Raw genomic sequence first — 17,288 nt, forward strand, 5'->3', positions numbered from 1 at the left:
CGTTCTCTGTCCTAGCGATTCAGCTGTGCCTGATCGCCGACGCACGGGCCCCCCTTTGGCCGTCCTGGATGGAGCACGTTGTGCGCAGAGGTTTTGGTGGGGCGGGGTAGCGAGCGGAGTTGTCGTTCGAACTGGTGATAGTGGGGCTCAGGCCGAGGCAACAAGGGCGGTTGCTCGACCTTTGTGATGTCCACGCGCCACCTTGCCTTGCTCACAGCCAGGAAGGCTCACCCCGCAGCCTCCCTGCATTAGACAATAAGCGCACCGTCACTTCCTACTGTCCGTCTGTGCCAGGCGGATTGTCGGTCTTTGTGGCGGGTGAACCTGCGGCCGAAGACGCCGTCTGCGCGGTTCTCGAAAGGCGACGCATTAAGAACATGGCAACTGCACCGGCGGTGTTCACCACGAACTCGGCCTCCTCGACACTGGGGTCTTTCTGGTCAGGGCTGCGACCGTGGGCGTCCCCGGCTTCCGAGCGAAAAGCACCTAGGTTGCTGATGGCGCCATTCAGAGCTCTCGCTATGTTGTGCAGTTCGTTGTTGCGGTCGACTCGGATGTCGAGAGCACCTGCAACTACATGGTAGAGCTTTGTTACGGTCATTTCCGCGGGAGCCTGCAGCTCGAGTCTTTCGATGATGTGCTTGAGGACCGTCTCGACTAGAGTACAGGCAGCAGTTGCTGCGCTTGCCGGTTCAGTCGATACCTTCCGCTGGGCGCGGGCCCAGTGCTCGATCACTCTCGGGAATGAAAGGTCTCGTGCCACCACCGCGAGTTCTGATGCAGCCGTAGCGGCAGGCCCCGCAGCAGCATGGCGAACGCTTTCTGCTGTCCGTGACCGGCCCTCCAGCAGGCTCTGTGCCTGCGCAACCAACCCCCCGACTACCTCTTTAAGCCGTTCTTCTGTGGCCGCACGGCGAAGCCAGTTGGCGTCCCACGTCTCAGGCGTCGCCACAGTGTATTTCGGCTCCTCGTATGGATCGAAGTCGTCGCCGAAAATATCGAGGGTTGATCTGAAGTGCAGCGTGAGCCCTGACTCCGACGCCCCCAGGTACCCGAAGACCTTCTCATCGGTGCCGAACTCTTCGAGGTCGAAGTCCTCAGTCGAGAAACTGATGCCAGCGCGGGCACAGAAGTCTGCTAGGCGCTCGCTCAACTCCAACACCTTCTGCCGAATCTCGTTGTCGTGCTGTTCTACTTCGGCAACGCAAGTTTCTAGCGCTTTCAGTTGTTCATGGAGGTCTAGGGGCATGAGTGAGTCTAACCAGGATTGCACGCTCTCTACGATGTCATCCGCTTCTAAACCGAAGTTCGCGATTCTCGATCGGCCGAGTCCGGTCGTGGTTCCAGGCGGTTAGCGCCTTGTGACTGCGCGGAGGACTTCGCTCAGAGGGGGCTCCCTGCGCGGCGGCACCGGTTGGCGCCATAGCGAGCGGGCAGCCTTTCGTTGGCGGCCGTTCGAGAATCAAGATCGTTCGTTTAGCGCCGCTGCCGACGAGCGCTGCACGTCAGAGGCACTGTGGTCGTGGGCCCAGCGTTCTTGGGACCCCATCGATGTCCTCCGCAGTCGCTGAAAATTCGCCATTAGTGCAGTTCCCTCCGACACTCGTCCCTATGGTCAAGTCCCGAATCTTGTGTAGTTGGTTCGGAGGGGGTTCGGGGGAGGGATGCTCCTTGGCGGCATCAAGCAGCGACAGTGTCAGGGGTTGAATTCAGCAGAGACATGTCGAGGTAGCGGCGGTCATCCCAGACGCCGGTGACTTCGAGGGCGACGGCGGTGATGAGGCGCAGCGCGCTGGCGCGGTCCGGGAAGGCGCCCACGGAGCGGATGCGGCGCTTCACCTCGCCGTGGAGCCGCTCGAGGCCGTTGGTGCTGCGAAGGCGCTTCCAGTGGGCCTTGGGGAAGGCGAAGAAGCAGGTGGCGGCGGCGAAGCCCTCGCGCAGGCACTCCATGGCTTCGGGGACTTGCCGCCCCAATCCCTCCTGGAGGGCCTCCAGCCGCTTCCTGGCGTCCTGAAGGGAGGCGGCCTCGAAGACGGCCGACGTCTCCTTGCCCAGCCGTCCGCGCAGCCTCCAGGGGGCCTTGGCGAGGACGTTCCGGGTGAGGTGCACGGTGCAGCGCTGCAGCCGCGCCTCGGGCAGGGCCTGGCGGGCCGCGGCGGCCAGGCCCGCGTGCCCGTCGGCGATGACGAGTCGTACGCCCTTCAGCCCTCGCTCCAGAAGCTGGCGCAGCAAGTCCAGCCAGGAGTCCACCGACTCGCTACCTCCCAGCGTCACCGCCAGCAGGTGCCGGTGCCCATCCTCGCCCACGCCATAGGCCACCAGGGCCGAGACGTTCTGCACCGTGCGCGCCCACCTGGCGTCCAGGAAGGTGGCATCCAGGTAGAGGTAGGGGAAGGCCTGGGTGAGGGGCTGGGTGCGCAAGCCCTCCACCTTCTCCTCCAGCGTCCGTGTCACCCGACTCACCGTCGAACGCGAGACGTCCTCGCCCATGAGGGCCCGTGTCACCTTGCCCATTTTCCTCGTGGAGACGCCCTGCACGTACGCACTGGTAATCGCCTCGTCGAGTTCCCCGCTGCGCCGCTTGTAGCGGCCCAGCACGTCCCCCGCGCTACCACTGTGCCTCGTGCGTGGCACCGCCACGTCCACGGCCCCCGCCGTCGTCACCAGCGTGCGCAGGTAGCTGCCGTTGCGCACGTCCGCCCGGCCCACCATCCGCTGCCACCGGCCGGCCCCCACCAACTCCCGTACCTCTTCCTCCAGCGTCATCCGGATGGCTCCGCGGAAAAGCGCCCGCAGGTCGGCCTGCACCTCTTCGTGCGCGGGGGCTTCAAACTCGCTAACGTCCACGTCGGGGAACTCCTCGGCTCCTCTGCCAGGAGGAGACCGGCTCGGTTGGTTTCACCGAGGAGCTTCCCTCTTTCCCGCTCGTCCCTCCTCGCCATCTACACACTTATAGGGACACGACCGTCCCTATACGGAGGGGCACATAATCATGCATGGAGAGGACTACCTTGCACGTAGCCGGCTGTATTTCATCCGCCGTGGCGGGCCGTACGTAGTTGTTCTCCGGCATCTAGCGGCAAGACTCGTCGCAGATGGCTTCATGCATCGAACGATCCACGGATATCTCAGGGGCGCAGCCCATCTTCTCTACTGCATCGAGCGGGGCCATCTGGAGTTGGAGGGACTCACTAAAGGCTCATTGCGCGCGTTTGCCGACGAGCATCGGACGGCATGCCGCTGCAGGCGCAAACGTCCACACATGGGGTCCAACTACCGCTCGGCGACGATCCGCCTGTTCGATGCGATGGTGGTCGCAGGTTTACCGGTCGGTGTGCCGCAGCGCGAAAAGACCCCCTTTGAAGAGGCGCTCGGACGCTACGACAACTTCCGCAGGATCCATAAGGGAGTGACGGCATCGACCCAGAAGAACCACGAGCGCCTGCTGCGCACCTATCTCGCCTCATACTTTCATGAGAAACCGATGAGCGCGTCAGCGCTCTCCGTTGAAGACGTGCGTACACTGATGGTCCACAATGCCCGCGTGCTGAGCCCTTCTCGGGTGCGACAGCTTGCGGTCTGCCTGCGCAGCTTCTTTGGATTCCTTGCTGCGGAGGGGGACGACGCTGCAGCCGCTCTCGTCCGCGCGGTGCCAGCAGCCCGCAGCGTCCGTGTCAAGCCGCCGTTCCATCGCCTCGTCTCCCCGGGGGATTTGGCGCTACTGTTTTCTGCCACCTCGGGTGATGCCCCAACGAAGCTGCGCAATCGCGCCATTCTCACCTGTCTCGCTGAATTGGGTCTGCGGCGCGCGGACGTCGCTCGCCTTTCCATCGACGACATCGACTTCCGTCAGGGCACTGTGACATTGCGGAAAACCAAAGAGCGTCGTGAGACGGTCCTGCCGTTACCTGCAAACATGGGTGACGCTATCGTCAGATACCTGCGGTTCGGCCGGCCGAAAACAAGGTGCAGGAACATTTTTGTACGCCACCAGCGCCCAGTCGGGCAGCCACTACCCGTTCACACAATCGGGCACGTTTGCTATCGAGTGGCGCGCGCAGCTGGCCTCAAGAGGGGAGCACTCGGTGCCCATGACTTCCGGCGCACCATGGCGACCCGACTCGTTAGCGCCGGCGCTCCATTGAAAGAAGTCGCTGACCTACTGAGGCACCGCGAACTCGACGTCTCTGCACACTACGCGCACCTCGATGTGGAGGCACTGCGCGGCCTTGCACTCCCACTGCCGGTCGGTAAGGAGGGAGTGGCGTGAAAGCGCCCAACGCTGATTCCACCGCGAATCTTCTAGGGGGCGGACCGACCATCTGTGTTCGGCAGCCAGGCCGGAGTTCCATGACACAGAAGGTGCAGAGCTATCTAGCCATCCGGCGAGCCATGCACTTTACGCTGAGATCCTCCGGAGAGGAGCTACTGCTCTTCGCTCGCCATGTTGACAGTCTTGGCCTGCAAGAGATTCCATCCGTTGACTTTGTCCTTGATTGGTGCACCTCCGCTCCGAACGGCTCGCACCGCTATGCCTATATCCGTCTTTCCGCCTTACGACCCTTCCTGAAACACCTAGCTGTCACTGAACCTCTCACCCCGGTGCCATCGCCCAAAGCGATGGGACGGCCCGGGATGCGGAGACAGATCCATATCTACTCCGACGAGGAAGTGGTGCGTCTGCTCGCAGCCACGGCGTGCCTTACACCTACACGCGGTCTGCGACCGCTCACCTACTACACGCTTTTTGGACTTCTCGCATCCACCGGCATGCGTATCGGCGAGGCACTCGCGGCTCAGCGCGACGATGTGGACTTTGTGCGCGCCACATTCACCATCCGAAAGGACAAGACGTCCAGTGGCCGCGTGTTGCCGCTCCATCAAGATGCGTTGGCTGCATTGGAGGCTTACGTGCGCAGGCGCGATGTGCACCACAAGCGGCGTAAGTCCAACGCGCTCTTTCTCACGCAGAACAAGGGAACAGGCCTCACCTATCAGTGGGTGACACTCGCCTTTCGCGGACTTCGTAGGCATCTGGGCTGGAATGCCCTCGCTCCGGTGCCGCGCATCCACGATCTTCGGCATACCTTCGCTGTGCGCCATCTTCTCGACTGGGTACATCGAGGCGAGGACGTGGAGGCTCGCCTGCCGGCACTCAGTGCCTATATGGGGCACAAGAACCCCCATTCCACCTACTGGTACTTCTCCGCGGTGCCTGCCTTGTTGTCAGCCACCGCCGGTCGGTTCCATCGCTATGCGCGTCACCCTGCAGCAGAGATGGCTGAAACGGTCGACGCTGAGGAGGCAGCTTGAACATGAATACGCTCTTCCCTTCCTACGCGACGCTCGTACGAGACTTCTTCACGCACCACTGCTCAGCGACAATTACTCCTCCCCACCAGCGACAATTACTTCTCCCCATCTTGAGTGAAGGCGTCGGTACATGCCGCCGGACGAGGAGGAGTTCCGGTGGCGGTCACGGACGCCCAGGTGAGGAAGCTGATGGAGGAGTTGACGAAGCACGGAAACCTCGGGCTCGCCGCGGCGAAGGCCGGGATGGACCGCAAGACGGCCAGGAAGTACCGGAAGCAGAAGCAGCTGCCGTCGGAGGTGAAGCCGCCGCGCGACTGGCGGACCCGGCAGGACCCCTTCGAGGAGGACTGGCCCGCGCTGGCCGAGCGGCTGGCCCAGGCGCCCGAGCTGGAGGCGAAGACGCTCTTCGAGGAGCTGCTAGCCAAAGCGCCTGAGCGCTACCAGCCGGGGCAGCTGCGCACGTTGCAGCGGCGGGTGCGGCAGTGGCGAGCTCAGGCGGGCCCGGCCAAGGAGGTGTTCTTCGCGCAGGCCCACCGGCCGGGGGAAGCCATGCAGACGGACTTCACCTGGGGGACGGAGCTGGGCGTCACCGTGCGCGGGGAGCCGTTCGCGCACCTGCTGTGCCACCCGGTGCTGCCGTACTCCAACTGGGAATGGGTGACGGTGTGCCAGTCGGAGTCGCTGGCGGCCATCAAGCGGGGCGTGCAGGCCGCGCTCTTCCAGCTGGGGCGGGTGCCGCGCTACCACCAGACGGACAACTCGACGGCGGCCACGCACCGGCTGGCCGACGGCAAGCGGGGCTTCAACCCGGAGTACCTGGCCCTCATGCAGCACCTGGGCATGGAGCCGCGCACCATCGAGGTGGGCGAGAAGCACCAGAATGGAGACGTGGAGGCGCTCAACGGCGCCCTCAAGCGACGGCTCACGCAGCACCTGCTGGTGCGCGGCAGCGCCGACTTCGACAGCGTGGCGGCGTACGAGACGTGGGTGCAGCAGGTGGTCACCAAGGCCAACGCCCTGCGCTCGGAGAAAGTGGCGCAGGAGTTGGCCGCCATGAGGCCGCTGGCGGTGGAGAAGCTGCCCGAGTACAGCGAGGTGGACGTGCTCGTTACCGGGTGGAGCACCATCCGGGTGAAGCACAACACGTACTCGGTGCCCAGCCGGCTCATCGGCGAGACGGTGCGGGTGCGGCTGTACGACGAGAAGCTGGAGGTGCTGCACCGGGGAGAGGCGCAGCTGACGGTGCAGCGGCTGCACGGGCGTAATGGGCATCGCATCAACTACCGGCACCTCATCTGGAGTCTGGTGCAGAAGCCCGGGGCCTTCGCGCAGTACCGCTACCGGGAGGACTTGTTCCCCTCGCTCACCTTCCGGCGGGTGTACGACGCGCTGAGGCAGCAGTTGGAGGAGCGCAAGGCGGACATGGAGTACCTGCGCATCCTGCACCTGGCCGCCTCCACGCTGGAGGCCGACGTGCAGGCCGCTCTCGAGAAGCTGCTGGCAGCCGGGGGCCTGCGGAGTGCGGAGGCGGTGAAGGCCGCAGTGGCGCCGGTGCGTTGCGAGGTGCCGCACCTGGCCGTGCCCGAGGTGGACCTGAGGGCCTACGACGCGCTGCTCACCGAGGGCCAGGAGGTGGCGTCATGAGTGCCGCCTCGCAAGCCCCGGCGCTCACCGTGCTGCTGCGCGGGCTGAAGCTGCCAGCCCTGGCCGCCCACCACGAGGAGTTGGCGCGCCGGGCCGAAGCCGGCGGCTGGGGGTACACCGAGTACCTGCGCCAGCTGGCGGAAATGGAGGTAGCGCAGCGCCAACAGCGGCGCATCGAGCGGCTGCTGAAGTCCAGCCACCTGCCGGCGGACAAGACGCTGGGCACCCTGAAGCAGGACAAGCTGCCGGTGAAGGTGCGCCGCCAGCTGCCGGCCCTGTGCGAGGGGGGCTTCGTGGAGCGGGCCGAGAACGTCCTCGTCTTCGGCCTGCCCGGCCGGGGCAAGACGCACCTGGTAGCCGCGGTGGGGCACGAGCTGGTGCAGCGCGGCTACGCGGTCCTCTTCGTCCCCGCGGTGCTGCTGGTGCAGCGGCTGCTGGCGGCCAAGAAGGAACTGAAGCTGGAGCAGGAACTCAAACGGCTGGATGGCTACGACGCCGTCATCCTCGACGACATCGGCTACATCCAGCAGGACCGGGAGGAGATGGAGGTGCTCTTCACCTTCCTGGCCGAGCGCTACGAGAGGAGAAGCGTGCTGCTGACCAGCAATCTGGTCTTCAGCCAGTGGGACCGCATCTTCAAGGACCCGATGACAACGGCGGCCGCCATCGACCGGGTCGTCCACCACGCGCTCATCCTGGAGATGACCGGCCCCTCCGTGCGCGACGAGCAGGCCCGTGCTCGTGCGGAGCGGGAGAGGGCCCCGGCCCCGCGCGAAGAGGGCTGAGCACCAGCGCCGCTTCACGCAGCGAGGATTGTGCCCGAGGAGGTGAACCACCCGAAGCCAGCGGCAACGACGACGACGTGAACGCGTTCTGAAGATCAAACCCGATGGGGAGAATTAGTTGTCGTCGAGGGGAACGAGTAGTTGACGCTGAGGACACCACCTCACCAACCATGTCAACGCGACCGAATGCACCAAGCGAGCATACCGCGACGTCCTCTATCGCTTCCGAGACTTCGCAAAGGAGCGGCTGAAGAAGAAGCACTCCGAACTGTCACTTGAGGATTTTAACCGCAGCAACGTGCTGGCCTTTCTGGACTGGCTCGAGACGGTGCGCGGCAACAGCATCCGTACGCGTAACCACCGCCTCGCTGGACTGAAGGCGTTTCTGCATTACGCAGTGGACCGGGATGTTGCCGCAGCAGCTCACCTAACGGGGACACTCAGTATCCCCATCAAGCGGTTCGACGAGCCGCTCCTCGGACATCTTACCCAGGAGGAGATGGAGGCCGTCCTTGCTGCACCCGACGTGAGCACGCCTACGGGCCGCCGCGACGCGCTACTCTTCGAGATGGCCTACTTTACGGGGGGCTCGTGTCTCCGAGCTGGCGGACATGCGGGTAGAGGACTTCACGGAGTGCCGAGAGGTTGCCATCCGCATACGCGGCAAAGGGCGAAAGCAACGCGCCATTCCGCTCGTCCCAGCTGTGCGCAAGAAGCTTAAGGTGTGGATTGAGCAGAGTGAGCTTAGAGCAGCAGACCCGCTATTCCCTAATCCTCAGCGCGGCCGACTGTCTCGTTCCAGCATTGAGCGGCGGCTGGAAATCGCCGTGACGACAGCGAGCAAACGGTGCCCAACCCTGGTGGGAAAAAGGGTGAGCCCTCATACCATTCGGCACACCACGGCGATGCACCTACACCAATCAGGGGCGAGCATTACTGAGATTGCGCTCTGGCTCGGCCACGAGAGCATCAAGACGACCCACCGCTATTTCGAGTCGGATCTTGAGTCGAAGGACCGCGCCCTCTCCCGGCTGAAAGGGCATGAGGTGAGGCCCCTGCGCTACAAGGCAGATGCGGACGTGGAGGCTTTCCTCGCAAGCATCTGACAAGCGCCTCACTCATGCATTGGATTTCAATCGTGCGTGGAGTATATTGGGGCTTGACGAGTTGCGTCAATCTTTGACCCGTAGTTTGAACTCCGACCTGTCATGAGTGAATCCAACAACATAGCAGCCATGGCCGACAAGATCTCCATGGAGATCTTCTCAGTCTTTGGGTGGCAGAGAGTTGGTCCTAAGGATACAAACTGGCCGTGTGTTCTTGAGGGGCACGGCAAGAAGACGCACCCGTCTGATGTCGTGTTTTGGTACGATGAGCCGTATCGCGACGAGCGAATTTATGTTAACGTCGACCTTAAGAGTTACTCGGCACTCAAGATTGAAAAGAGCGACCTCGCCGCAGCCGCCCGGTCCTTGGCTATGGCTACGGAGTGCGCCAATCAGTCGGAGGAATGGCAAAAGCGATTCGTGAATGACGGGATGAATCGCTCCGTCGCTGGGATGCTCTTTATCTACAATCACGACGCCGAGTATGATGGGGATTTTCAGCGCAAGATCGACAACGTCGACGGCAAGGCGTTCAGTCTAGCCTCTGGCCTCAGAATGTTCATTGTTGGTCCTTCGGAGATCTCCTACCTGCGAACGGTGTCCAACGACATCAGTGTGATGCGTGGCCTGGAGCAGATGCCGAAGGCGTCGGAGTGCAAATTCTACTATCCAGATCTCGTAGAAGTGCGCGCTCGGTCCAACAGTCTTGGTGCTGCAACATTGGAAATGCTCACCGGCCCTTGGCAGACCCTGCGCTATCGCAATGAAAAGGACGGGAGTTCTTGGGATGAGGTGTTGATCTACTACCGTGGAGATGGGAACTCCACGGACGAGTTTATGTATCTCATTGACTATCTTTTTAGGTTTCAGCTTCTTGAGGAAAATACGCGAATTCGACTGAGGCTGCCTAATGGTAAGCAGGAGGCGCCCGTCATATTCGAGCGTGCTGCCGAGAAGTATGCCGACCACTTCGCCATTAGTCGGGACATTAAGAAGCGATTGACGCAGATTCGTTGTGAGGTTGTCTCCAGCATCATAACCAAGTTCAGCGAGCTTGAGTTGGGAATGAGGCGTGAGGGATGAGCAAACGACACTGTAATTCGCTGTTCTTTGCTGATGACAAGGACATTGCGGACCTCCTTTTGGCGGCCAAGCAGAAACTCAACAAGCAGCGCTTGATTGCACTTGCGCGGTCGCGCGGAATCATTCTTTCGCCAGAGGATGACCGTGAGGCCATCGTGCGTTACCTCTCGCGCCTTCCAACTGGCTGGTTGGAACTGACGACGCTACTGCGTGCGACGGAGTCGGCCGGCCGGAAGGAGCCTACGACCTACATGCAGATTGAAGCCTCGGCGTCGACGAAGGAACTCCATTCCGCCATTCAGGCGGTGCGCGACAATCGCATATCCGGTCGCGACGAGGTGTACAGCGTGGCCGCGACCCGAGTGGGATTTATCAGTGTTACGGTCCAGTACACTGAGCCTGATACGTCTAAGACGCGCCTTTTCCAGCGCCAGCCTCGTGAAGTGACCATCTCGTTTGAGAAGTGTGACTCCGGTTACAAGGTCCGTCACCAAGCGACGGGACGTGCTGCGGAGATTGTGAAGGAGATTACGGAGCGGCTTGAGGAGGATACCTCCACAAAGGTAAGTCGTCGGCAAATCGAGTTGAAGGGGGTTTCGGACCCGGGTCTTCGAACTAACTTCTTCTTGCAGTTGATGCGAGGGTTGCCTGGGTTCTCATCGCCCGATGTCACCGACGTCAAGGTGAATCGGATGCCAAAGGATAATGTGCCCGCGTTTGCGAAGATGACGGAAACGCAGGCATTGGGCGAGGACACCGACCTTGTTGATGCGACTGAAGGCGAACCGTCTGAGGAGCAAGAGGCAGAAGCCGAGGCGAAGGACGCCATTATTGGTGTCGTGAAGCGAGTCGTCCTCGAGGGTGAGGGCGTTTTGCACTCGGAAGAGTATAAGCGATTGACTGATGCGGGCCTCTTCGTAAGCCATGCCGTCTGGAAATCGCTAGAAAGCAGTTCAGAGGGCCGGTTGATCGAGTTCGAGGCTCAGTTCGGCGATCCGAACGAAGGTACAGGGTTCAGTTACGCTGTGCTTGGCGCATACAAGCGCAAGGATGACGGGGAGCATCGCAAGGCTAGGTCTCCAGTCGATGCTCTGGAAGCCGCCGAGTTCAATGCGAAACTTGAGCAGTCCGCCGAGGCGGCTTTGAACATGACCATTGCGGCGAGTCAGGGGAAAGTGCCCTCGCCACACGAGTCCGTGGAGCCCTCGGCCAGCGCTGCGAGCCAGGGGAAGGGTGCCACGCCCAAGCAGGCCTCCGAACCCTCGGCCAGCGCTGCGAGCCAGGGGGAGGGGGCCGCGCCTAATAAGGCCTCTGAAGCTGCGTCAAACTGAGGCTCAACATGCGGGTGAGATGGTTCGAAGTGACAGGCGCCCCTATAAGCATAGGCGCAATACGCACGAAGTTGCTAAAGGACGAGTATAGGACGAATCGCTCCTCGGGCTTTAGGCTTGAGCCCGGAGCTCGGAGTGAGATCAATGGGCGATTCATTGAGCGCATCGAGTACGAGGCAGAAGTAGAAGACCCCTTTGGTCGAATTGAGGTCCAGTCTCGCGTGGAGTACCGGCAGCTCCGCTTCACGATTCTGGAGTCGCTGCCCCAAATCCAGGTCAATTCCCCGCCGCGTTCGTGCAAAGTCTTCCTCAACCGCCTTGCAGAGCATCTTGGAGACACGGCGCAAATCCGCGTTCCGGTCGTATCGATGGAGTGGTGGCTGTCGGCCGTCGAACGGCAGGCGCCGCGAGTCCAAGTGCATCTGATAGAAGCCTCGAACATCCGGTTGTCGGACAACGCTCACGCTCGCGTGCTGGTGGCAGGCCCAGAGGATGTCCGTAGGGTGCAGAGCAATTTTGTAACGGGACATAGCACGGTTCTGGAGCGCGTAGGCCTTTCCTGGGCGGGAGGCGAAGCCCGCTGCGAGCTCTCAGGGGAGGGGCGCGCGCTTGTGGAGAAAGGCGACCTGAACTCTGTAGCTCTAGTGCTCAGAAATGCCCTCGGTGCGGCAGCCCGCCGGCAGGTGCGCCTCCCCGCATCTTCGTGAACGCGGGGCTGGCAGCGTACGGCCTGGCCAACCGATGCGCCCTCTGGCTGCCTAGTGGAGAGTCTCACAAGTAATTCAACATAGTCGTGAGGGCGGGGCGGACTCTGCTCTGGCGAAGAGCCCAGGCCAATGCGAATCAACCTCGGCCACTCTATGAGGGAAAATTGTATGACAGCCCACTAGACTAGTATTAGTTAGTAGGCGAAGACCGGGGTACCCCATTTGACCTGCAGGAGGAGGCCGTACGTCTCCACATCCTCCTCCGCCTCCCCCCGGGTGTAGAGGTCCGCGTAGGCACCGACACCGAGGCGAAGGTTCGCTGGCTTGACATCGCTGGGGAGATAATAGACCCAAAACTCGGGGCGGAAGACCTCCGGGCCCTTGCTGAGCGCGTGCAACTCCTTGGTGCCGGTCGTTGTATATTTCAACGCCAAGCCGAAGGCCACATTGGAGCTCCCTGAGCGCGTGTATCCATACATCAGGCCGGTGAGGGCGGGGGTCACCGAAGGCTGATCGACGATCTTCTCCTCCTTCACGAGGGCGGGAGTGCCGTCGGCCTCAGAGCCAGGCGTGACAATGCCCACGGCCTTCGCCTCTTTCCACTCACGCGCATAGCGGATGCGAGCTTGAAAGGCGAACTCCCGCGTTTGGGACCCCTTCCAAAAGAGCGCTGTCGCCGCGGGTGCGAAGGAGAGCCGGGTGGATTTTTCATCCTCTTCCCCTGCTCCGGGGAAGTACTTGAACGTGCGGAGTCCCAGCTCGCACTCGCCTTGGAGCAGGAACTTCCACGAGTTCTCTTCCGGGTCGCCACCCGAGAACTGCTTCCCAATGACAGGCCCCAGCGCCCAGGCGTCGTTGAACTCAAGCAGCGCGGCCTGTGCGCTGCCCTCGACCTTTGTCGCGGGAATCTTCACCTTGCCGCCGAGCAACCACCCGTTAAAGTTGTCACCGTCCGAGTCGTACTTGGGTTCTAACTCAACCTTGGTCACATCCTTCCCAACGAGAAGTGATACAGGGTCGAACCGGAGTTTCCCCTCGTCAGCATGTGCCATTCGCGCGGTGCCGAGGACTCCGCACACCACCAGCAATATGAGTGTTCTCATGGCTAGAAATCGAGCTCGACCGCGTCCCTGCCAGTCGCATCAATGGTCCGAGTTTTCTTCTTCTCCTTGACGGTCCCTCCGACCTTGTCTACCTCCTTGAGAGTGTATTCGTACTTGGAGCCTTTCACGCCACGCGCGCCGATTTTGAGCTGACTCGGATCCTTCAGTACTTTGCCTTCCCAAGAGCCTTCTCCGCCGGTCGTGTTGATTTTCGTGATCTTGTTCACCTTGGCGAACAGCATGGAAAAATTGCCGCTCACGGGTGAAACGGTGATGTTGATTGTCCGCATCGCCCCTCCCTTGTCCTTTCCAAATCGACTAGATCACGACCCGCTCTCCGAGCGGGCATGACACGGCTCCTGCATTTTCTACCAAGGATGCGGTCGGTCTGGACAGGCCAATGAACCTCTGGTCCATCAGCCAATGGGCTCCTTTGCAAGTTTTCTCTCAGAGAAGGGCCGGGGCCGATTCGCAGCGGCCTGGGCTCCTCGCCACAGCATAGCCCGTCCCTCACCACGACTATGTCGAATTACTTGTAAGAAACTCCACTGGAATTGCATCACATGCCTCGCTCTCCCATGCGAGTTTAAGGTGTGACATGCTTGGCAGCGGCCATTGAGCCGTCGCAAACGCATCCGCAAGGACACTTCGGTGCAGCAGCGCGAGTTCTTTCAATGAGGGCAGCGCCACATGCGGTAGCCGCTCCATACGAGGCCGCTAATGTAGCGCGCAAACACTGCATCCTCGCAGTGGCTTTGCCCAGTGGCGCACAACTGCCTCGATGATGCCAAGGCGGGGTGCCATCTCCAGGTGGATGTGGCGACCGCCGAAATCAGCTTAGGCCGCTGGTCGGGCTTGGGGACCGCGGATGCGCCTCCCGAAGCAGCCACGTTCGGACTGGATGGTTAGTTATCCCACGCATGTCCTTCGGCGTACTAAGCGACATCCTGACAACGCGGAATATGCGAGGCGTTTGCATAACCCCCGTTATGCAGACGTCCGCATAAGCGGAGGAGCCGAGCCATCTCGTCAATCGGCACGCCACGTATCCAGTGTCCAGCGGCCCCCATCGCGTCAGTCTCTTCAGCCGTGAAAACGGTGACATCAGCCGTCAATTGAAGCTCGATGTCCGCGAAGGTGACGCCTTCATGCTCTCTCCCAGCCCGACCCTGTGCATCGTGCAGGTCGACATGGCGACGTTGAAGTACGGCCAGCCCTCGATGCCAAACGGGGACGTGGTTCGCGCGACGCCCGTGCTGGAGCGCTTCACGGAGACTTCGACGCCCGTCCGCATCCCGCCGAACGCGTTCCTGGACGTCGAGGAACTGCCTGACACCCGCCCCAAAGGTCCGAGCCCCAGCCTGCTGACGCTCATCCCCTGCGCCCAGGCCCAGGACAACACCCGCGCCTGGGTTGCCGTGCGCACGAGTGACCCCATCGTTGACGCGTGGGCCCGGCGAGCGGGCTACGCGGCCGAGGCCTCCCCTCTGGGGGAAGCCCAAGCGCACGAGACGACGCCTTGAGACAAGGTGCCGCGCGCTCACCCGGACGACAGTCGCAGGGTCAACCCTTCAGCGCCGACGCCCGGTCGCCCGCGTCCAGCCAGGCGACCTCCCCCGCGGAGGTGTTCAGGAAGCGCAGCGCATAGCCCTCGCTGCCCGTGGGGAGCCCGGGGACGTCCGACATCCCCGCGAAGAACACGGGCGCCGTGCCGGGCGTGACATGAGAAGCGGTGGCGTCCGCCGCGAGGCCCCGCAGTCGGCGCAGGAAGGCCGCGGTGTCCTCGCCCTCGGCCAGCTTCAGCACGGACACCGGACCATCCCGGCGCCGCACCTGCACCGTGCGGCGCACGCTTTGGCATCGTCCGGCCAACGACGTGGTGAGGGACGTTGAGTGAGGAGTCGGCGCCGTGGACCCTGGCGCGCCTGTCGAAGCCGGTGGAGAAGCAGGAGTGGTTCCGGTTCGGCGGCCGTCCGCTCGAGCCGCTGCACACGCTCGATACCTCCGGCCGCGTGCTCTATGTGGGGTCCTTCTCGAAGACCCTGCTCCCAAGCTTGCGGTTGGGATACGTGGTGGCCCCTCCGTCGCTGCGCAGTGCCCTGCGGTCCGCGAAGCTGGTCGCCGATTGGCACAGCCCGCCGTTTCTCCAGGTTGCGCTCGAGCAGTTCATCGAGGATGGATTGCTGGCCCGCCATATCCGGAAGGCGAGGCGGCAATACCAGGAACGCCGTGAGCGACTCGAGAGCGCGCTTCATCGGCACCTGGGGGATTCCCTGAAGCTCGTTCCGGGGGAGGCAGGGCTGCATCTGAGCGCGCTCTTCCGCGACTCCCGAGTCGATCCGGATGCCGTCGTGCGATTGGCCCGGGAAGCGGGCGTCGGCGTGAGCGCGGTCTCGCGCTTCAGTGTCACCCGAGGACCGGTTCGAGGATTGGTCATCGGCTACGGAGCCATCCGTCCCTCCGCGATTGATGACGGTGTGCTTCGACTGGCCGAATGCGTCCGCGCCCGCGGAGCAGCGCGCAGCCGCCGCTCCCTCAAGTAGACAAGAGGAGCGGCCTGGGTTGACTCACCCGGCCCCGACCCGCGCGCCCAGCCAGCGAGGTATGTCCCGAGGAACCCGACGAACTCGTCCCGGACGCCTTTGGCGGCGTGTGGCCCCCTTGCTGCCGCCACCGCGTCCCAAGAAGACCAAAAGGAGTCTCGCGCCGAGTGGAAGGCCAAGAAGAGCTGAACTCCTCGCTCCGCGATGACCGCCAACAGACCACGGATAGGCGCAGAGAAGCGGGGGATGCTCAGCGAAAGGAGCCGGCGCGGCCGCGGCGTTAACCTTTGGCTGGTTCAACAGTCCGTTGCAGAAATTCCATGATGCGCTGCGATTGGTTCGGCAGAAAGTGGTAGCCATCTTCGATGAAGCAGATCTCCGCATGCGGGACGGATCGTTCGAGCCTAACCCGCGTGTCCCGGGAGTCGAGCAGGACATCTCGTCCGCCGACGATCGTGAGTATCGGCATATCGAGCTGGCCCAGCTGTTCGTCGGTCAACTGTGGGAGCTTCACCACCCGTGGCTTGATTGCTCTGCCCACAGTCTGCATGAGGTCAGCCATCAACTGCATTTCGGCAGGGAGTTCACTTGGAGCGGGACCGAAAACCTTCTCTCGAATCTTGCGCTTCCCCCACGGGCCGAGAAGCAGGAGCGGCGCTGCCTTCAGCAGGAAGTTCTTCTGCCGACCGATACCGGCTGGGCAGATCAATGCGAGTGCTTGCACCGCTGAAGGCCTCCTGCTCGCATAGTCGAGCGCAAGCCAGCCGCCGAGCGAGGTACCGACAAGGCGGGCAGCCCGTATCCCCAGGCCCTCGAAGACGTCGTCGAGCCACAATGCGTGGGCATCCGTGTCAAGGTCCGGTCTAACTCGTGCGCTCAGCCCGGCTTCTCCGATCATGTCGACTGCGAGCAGCCTGAACTTGGACGACCATAGCGTGACATCCGGCATCCAGGCCGCAGAATTGGCCTGCGAACCGTGGAGCAATACAACCGGGGGAGCGTCCTCCGGGCCGCATGCCAGGACGAATGTCGAGCCCTGGCGTGTCGGAATGCGTAGCTCCGATTTTGGCACCGGCCACTGGTCCAGAACCTGCCTGTATTGAGCTTCAACCTGCTCGGCTGCTTTATCGCTCCGAAAGACCACGTCGGTCATGGGCGCCCCCTAGTTGCAGCTGCAGCATCTCTAGCAACCTGGCCGCATCGGACGGATTGCCGATCACAACGACTTTAAGGGTCTGGGCGAGCGGGTCGAAGGCCGTGTTGACGTGCAGCGGCGACGTCTTGGCATTGCCCGTCATGGCAGCAGCATTCAGGAACGTTGCCATCCGCTCCGCTCCCTCTGGCGTCATGCGAGGGATGTCGACGATGCAAGTCGCGCGAACGTCATCACGTGCATCTGCGCGGCTGCTCACCACGCCGGCGAATGCGTCGAGTTTAGCTCGGTCGATACGGTAGGCCTTTCCAATTCGTGCCGCAGGTAAGCGCCCGTCGCGGATGTGACGGAGCACGGTTTTGGGGTGCAGCTTCAGCTGCTCGGCGGCCTGATCAACGGTGACAAGGTCATGTGACATCGACGATTGTTCCTTTTAACTCCCTATTGAGGTTATAATGGGGAATGATGTGGATCAATGGGGTGCGCCTCGGAGGTTGCATGGGTGAAAATGTGTGCGAGT

The 17,288-nt window shown here is 62.3% G+C and carries 16 protein-coding genes and 2 pseudogenes; 11 read left to right on the forward strand and 7 right to left on the reverse strand.

All coding sequences use genetic code 11. The features are described from left to right. Positions 1-274 precede the first annotated feature (274 nt). Positions 275-1,249: an abortive infection family protein gene (locus VZL07_RS25325; RefSeq protein WP_426750240.1), complete on the reverse strand. Its 975-nt coding sequence runs from the start codon at positions 1,247-1,249 to the stop codon at positions 275-277. Positions 1,250-1,680: 431 nt separating this feature from the next. Beyond that, positions 1,681-2,847, reverse strand: coding sequence for an IS256 family transposase (locus VZL07_RS25330; protein ID WP_426750241.1), 1,167 nt, complete (start codon positions 2,845-2,847; stop codon positions 1,681-1,683). Positions 2,848-3,103: 256 nt separating this feature from the next. Between VZL07_RS25330 and VZL07_RS25335 the strand changes: the two genes are divergently transcribed. The 9 genes and pseudogenes from VZL07_RS25335 (at position 3,104) to VZL07_RS25375 (ending at position 11,969) form a co-directional block, all read left to right on the forward strand. Then, positions 3,104-4,270, forward strand: a complete 1,167-nt coding sequence (locus tag VZL07_RS25335; RefSeq protein WP_426750243.1) for a tyrosine-type recombinase/integrase — start codon at positions 3,104-3,106, stop codon at positions 4,268-4,270. An 80-nt stretch (positions 4,271-4,350) separates the two neighbouring features. Further along, the gene (locus VZL07_RS25340) at positions 4,351-5,313 is read left to right on the forward strand and encodes a tyrosine-type recombinase/integrase (RefSeq protein WP_426750244.1); all 963 of its coding nucleotides are present in this window, start codon (positions 4,351-4,353) and stop codon (positions 5,311-5,313) included. 156 nt (positions 5,314-5,469) lie between these two features. Beyond that, the gene (gene istA, locus VZL07_RS25345) at positions 5,470-6,957 is read left to right on the forward strand and encodes an IS21 family transposase (RefSeq protein WP_426750245.1); all 1,488 of its coding nucleotides are present in this window, start codon (positions 5,470-5,472) and stop codon (positions 6,955-6,957) included. After that, positions 6,954-7,742: an IS21-like element helper ATPase IstB gene (istB, locus tag VZL07_RS25350; RefSeq protein WP_426750246.1), complete on the forward strand. Its 789-nt coding sequence runs from the start codon at positions 6,954-6,956 to the stop codon at positions 7,740-7,742. Before istA ends, istB begins: the two co-directional genes overlap by 4 nt. A 184-nt stretch (positions 7,743-7,926) precedes the next feature. Continuing rightward, a pseudogene (locus tag VZL07_RS25355) lies at positions 7,927-8,148 on the forward strand (phage integrase SAM-like domain-containing protein); the annotation flags it as partial. Positions 8,149-8,338: 190 nt separating this feature from the next. Then, a pseudogene (locus tag VZL07_RS25360) lies at positions 8,339-8,848 on the forward strand (tyrosine-type recombinase/integrase); the annotation flags it as partial. Positions 8,849-8,950: 102 nt separating this feature from the next. Next, a complete protein-coding gene (locus tag VZL07_RS25365; protein WP_426750247.1) occupies positions 8,951-9,931 on the forward strand; it encodes a hypothetical protein in 981 nt (326 codons plus the stop codon). Further along, entirely contained in the window at positions 9,928-11,262 is a 1,335-nt protein-coding gene (locus VZL07_RS25370; protein WP_426750249.1) for a hypothetical protein, read from the forward strand. The genes VZL07_RS25365 and VZL07_RS25370 overlap by 4 nt, the downstream gene beginning before the upstream one ends. A gap of 8 nt (positions 11,263-11,270) precedes the next feature. Beyond that, complete coding sequence (locus VZL07_RS25375) at positions 11,271-11,969, forward strand: hypothetical protein (RefSeq protein ID WP_426750250.1); 699 nt, start codon at positions 11,271-11,273, stop codon at positions 11,967-11,969. Positions 11,970-12,163: 194 nt separating this feature from the next. Here VZL07_RS25375 and VZL07_RS25380 read toward each other — a convergent pair whose 3' ends face one another. Beyond that, entirely contained in the window at positions 12,164-13,072 is a 909-nt protein-coding gene (locus VZL07_RS25380; protein WP_426750251.1) for a hypothetical protein, read from the reverse strand. Positions 13,073-13,074: 2 nt separating this feature from the next. After that, entirely contained in the window at positions 13,075-13,362 is a 288-nt protein-coding gene (locus VZL07_RS25385; RefSeq protein WP_426750252.1) for a hypothetical protein, read from the reverse strand. Between the two features lie 858 nt (positions 13,363-14,220). Here VZL07_RS25385 and VZL07_RS25390 point away from each other — a divergent pair. Continuing rightward, a complete protein-coding gene (locus VZL07_RS25390) occupies positions 14,221-14,595 on the forward strand; it encodes a hypothetical protein (RefSeq protein WP_426750253.1) in 375 nt (124 codons plus the stop codon). Positions 14,596-14,635: 40 nt separating this feature from the next. Here VZL07_RS25390 and VZL07_RS25395 read toward each other — a convergent pair whose 3' ends face one another. Continuing rightward, positions 14,636-14,923, reverse strand: coding sequence for a hypothetical protein (locus VZL07_RS25395; RefSeq protein WP_426750254.1), 288 nt, complete (start codon positions 14,921-14,923; stop codon positions 14,636-14,638). Between the two features lie 86 nt (positions 14,924-15,009). Here VZL07_RS25395 and VZL07_RS25400 point away from each other — a divergent pair, with 86 nt between their 5' ends. Then, a complete protein-coding gene (locus tag VZL07_RS25400) occupies positions 15,010-15,615 on the forward strand; it encodes an aminotransferase class I/II-fold pyridoxal phosphate-dependent enzyme (RefSeq protein ID WP_426750255.1) in 606 nt (201 codons plus the stop codon). A gap of 280 nt (positions 15,616-15,895) precedes the next feature. Here the strand turns inward: VZL07_RS25400 and VZL07_RS25405 are convergent, their stop codons facing one another. Both VZL07_RS25405 and VZL07_RS25410 read right to left on the reverse strand, forming a co-directional pair. Beyond that, positions 15,896-16,768, reverse strand: coding sequence for an alpha/beta fold hydrolase (locus VZL07_RS25405; RefSeq protein WP_426750257.1), 873 nt, complete (start codon positions 16,766-16,768; stop codon positions 15,896-15,898). Next, entirely contained in the window at positions 16,740-17,186 is a 447-nt protein-coding gene (locus VZL07_RS25410; RefSeq protein ID WP_426750258.1) for a helix-turn-helix domain-containing protein, read from the reverse strand. The genes VZL07_RS25405 and VZL07_RS25410 overlap by 29 nt, the downstream gene beginning before the upstream one ends. Positions 17,187-17,288 lie beyond the last annotated feature (102 nt).

Source organism: Pseudomyxococcus flavus (genome assembly GCF_050038885.1).
GTDB classification, from domain to species: domain Bacteria; phylum Myxococcota; class Myxococcia; order Myxococcales; family Myxococcaceae; genus Myxococcus; species Myxococcus flavus.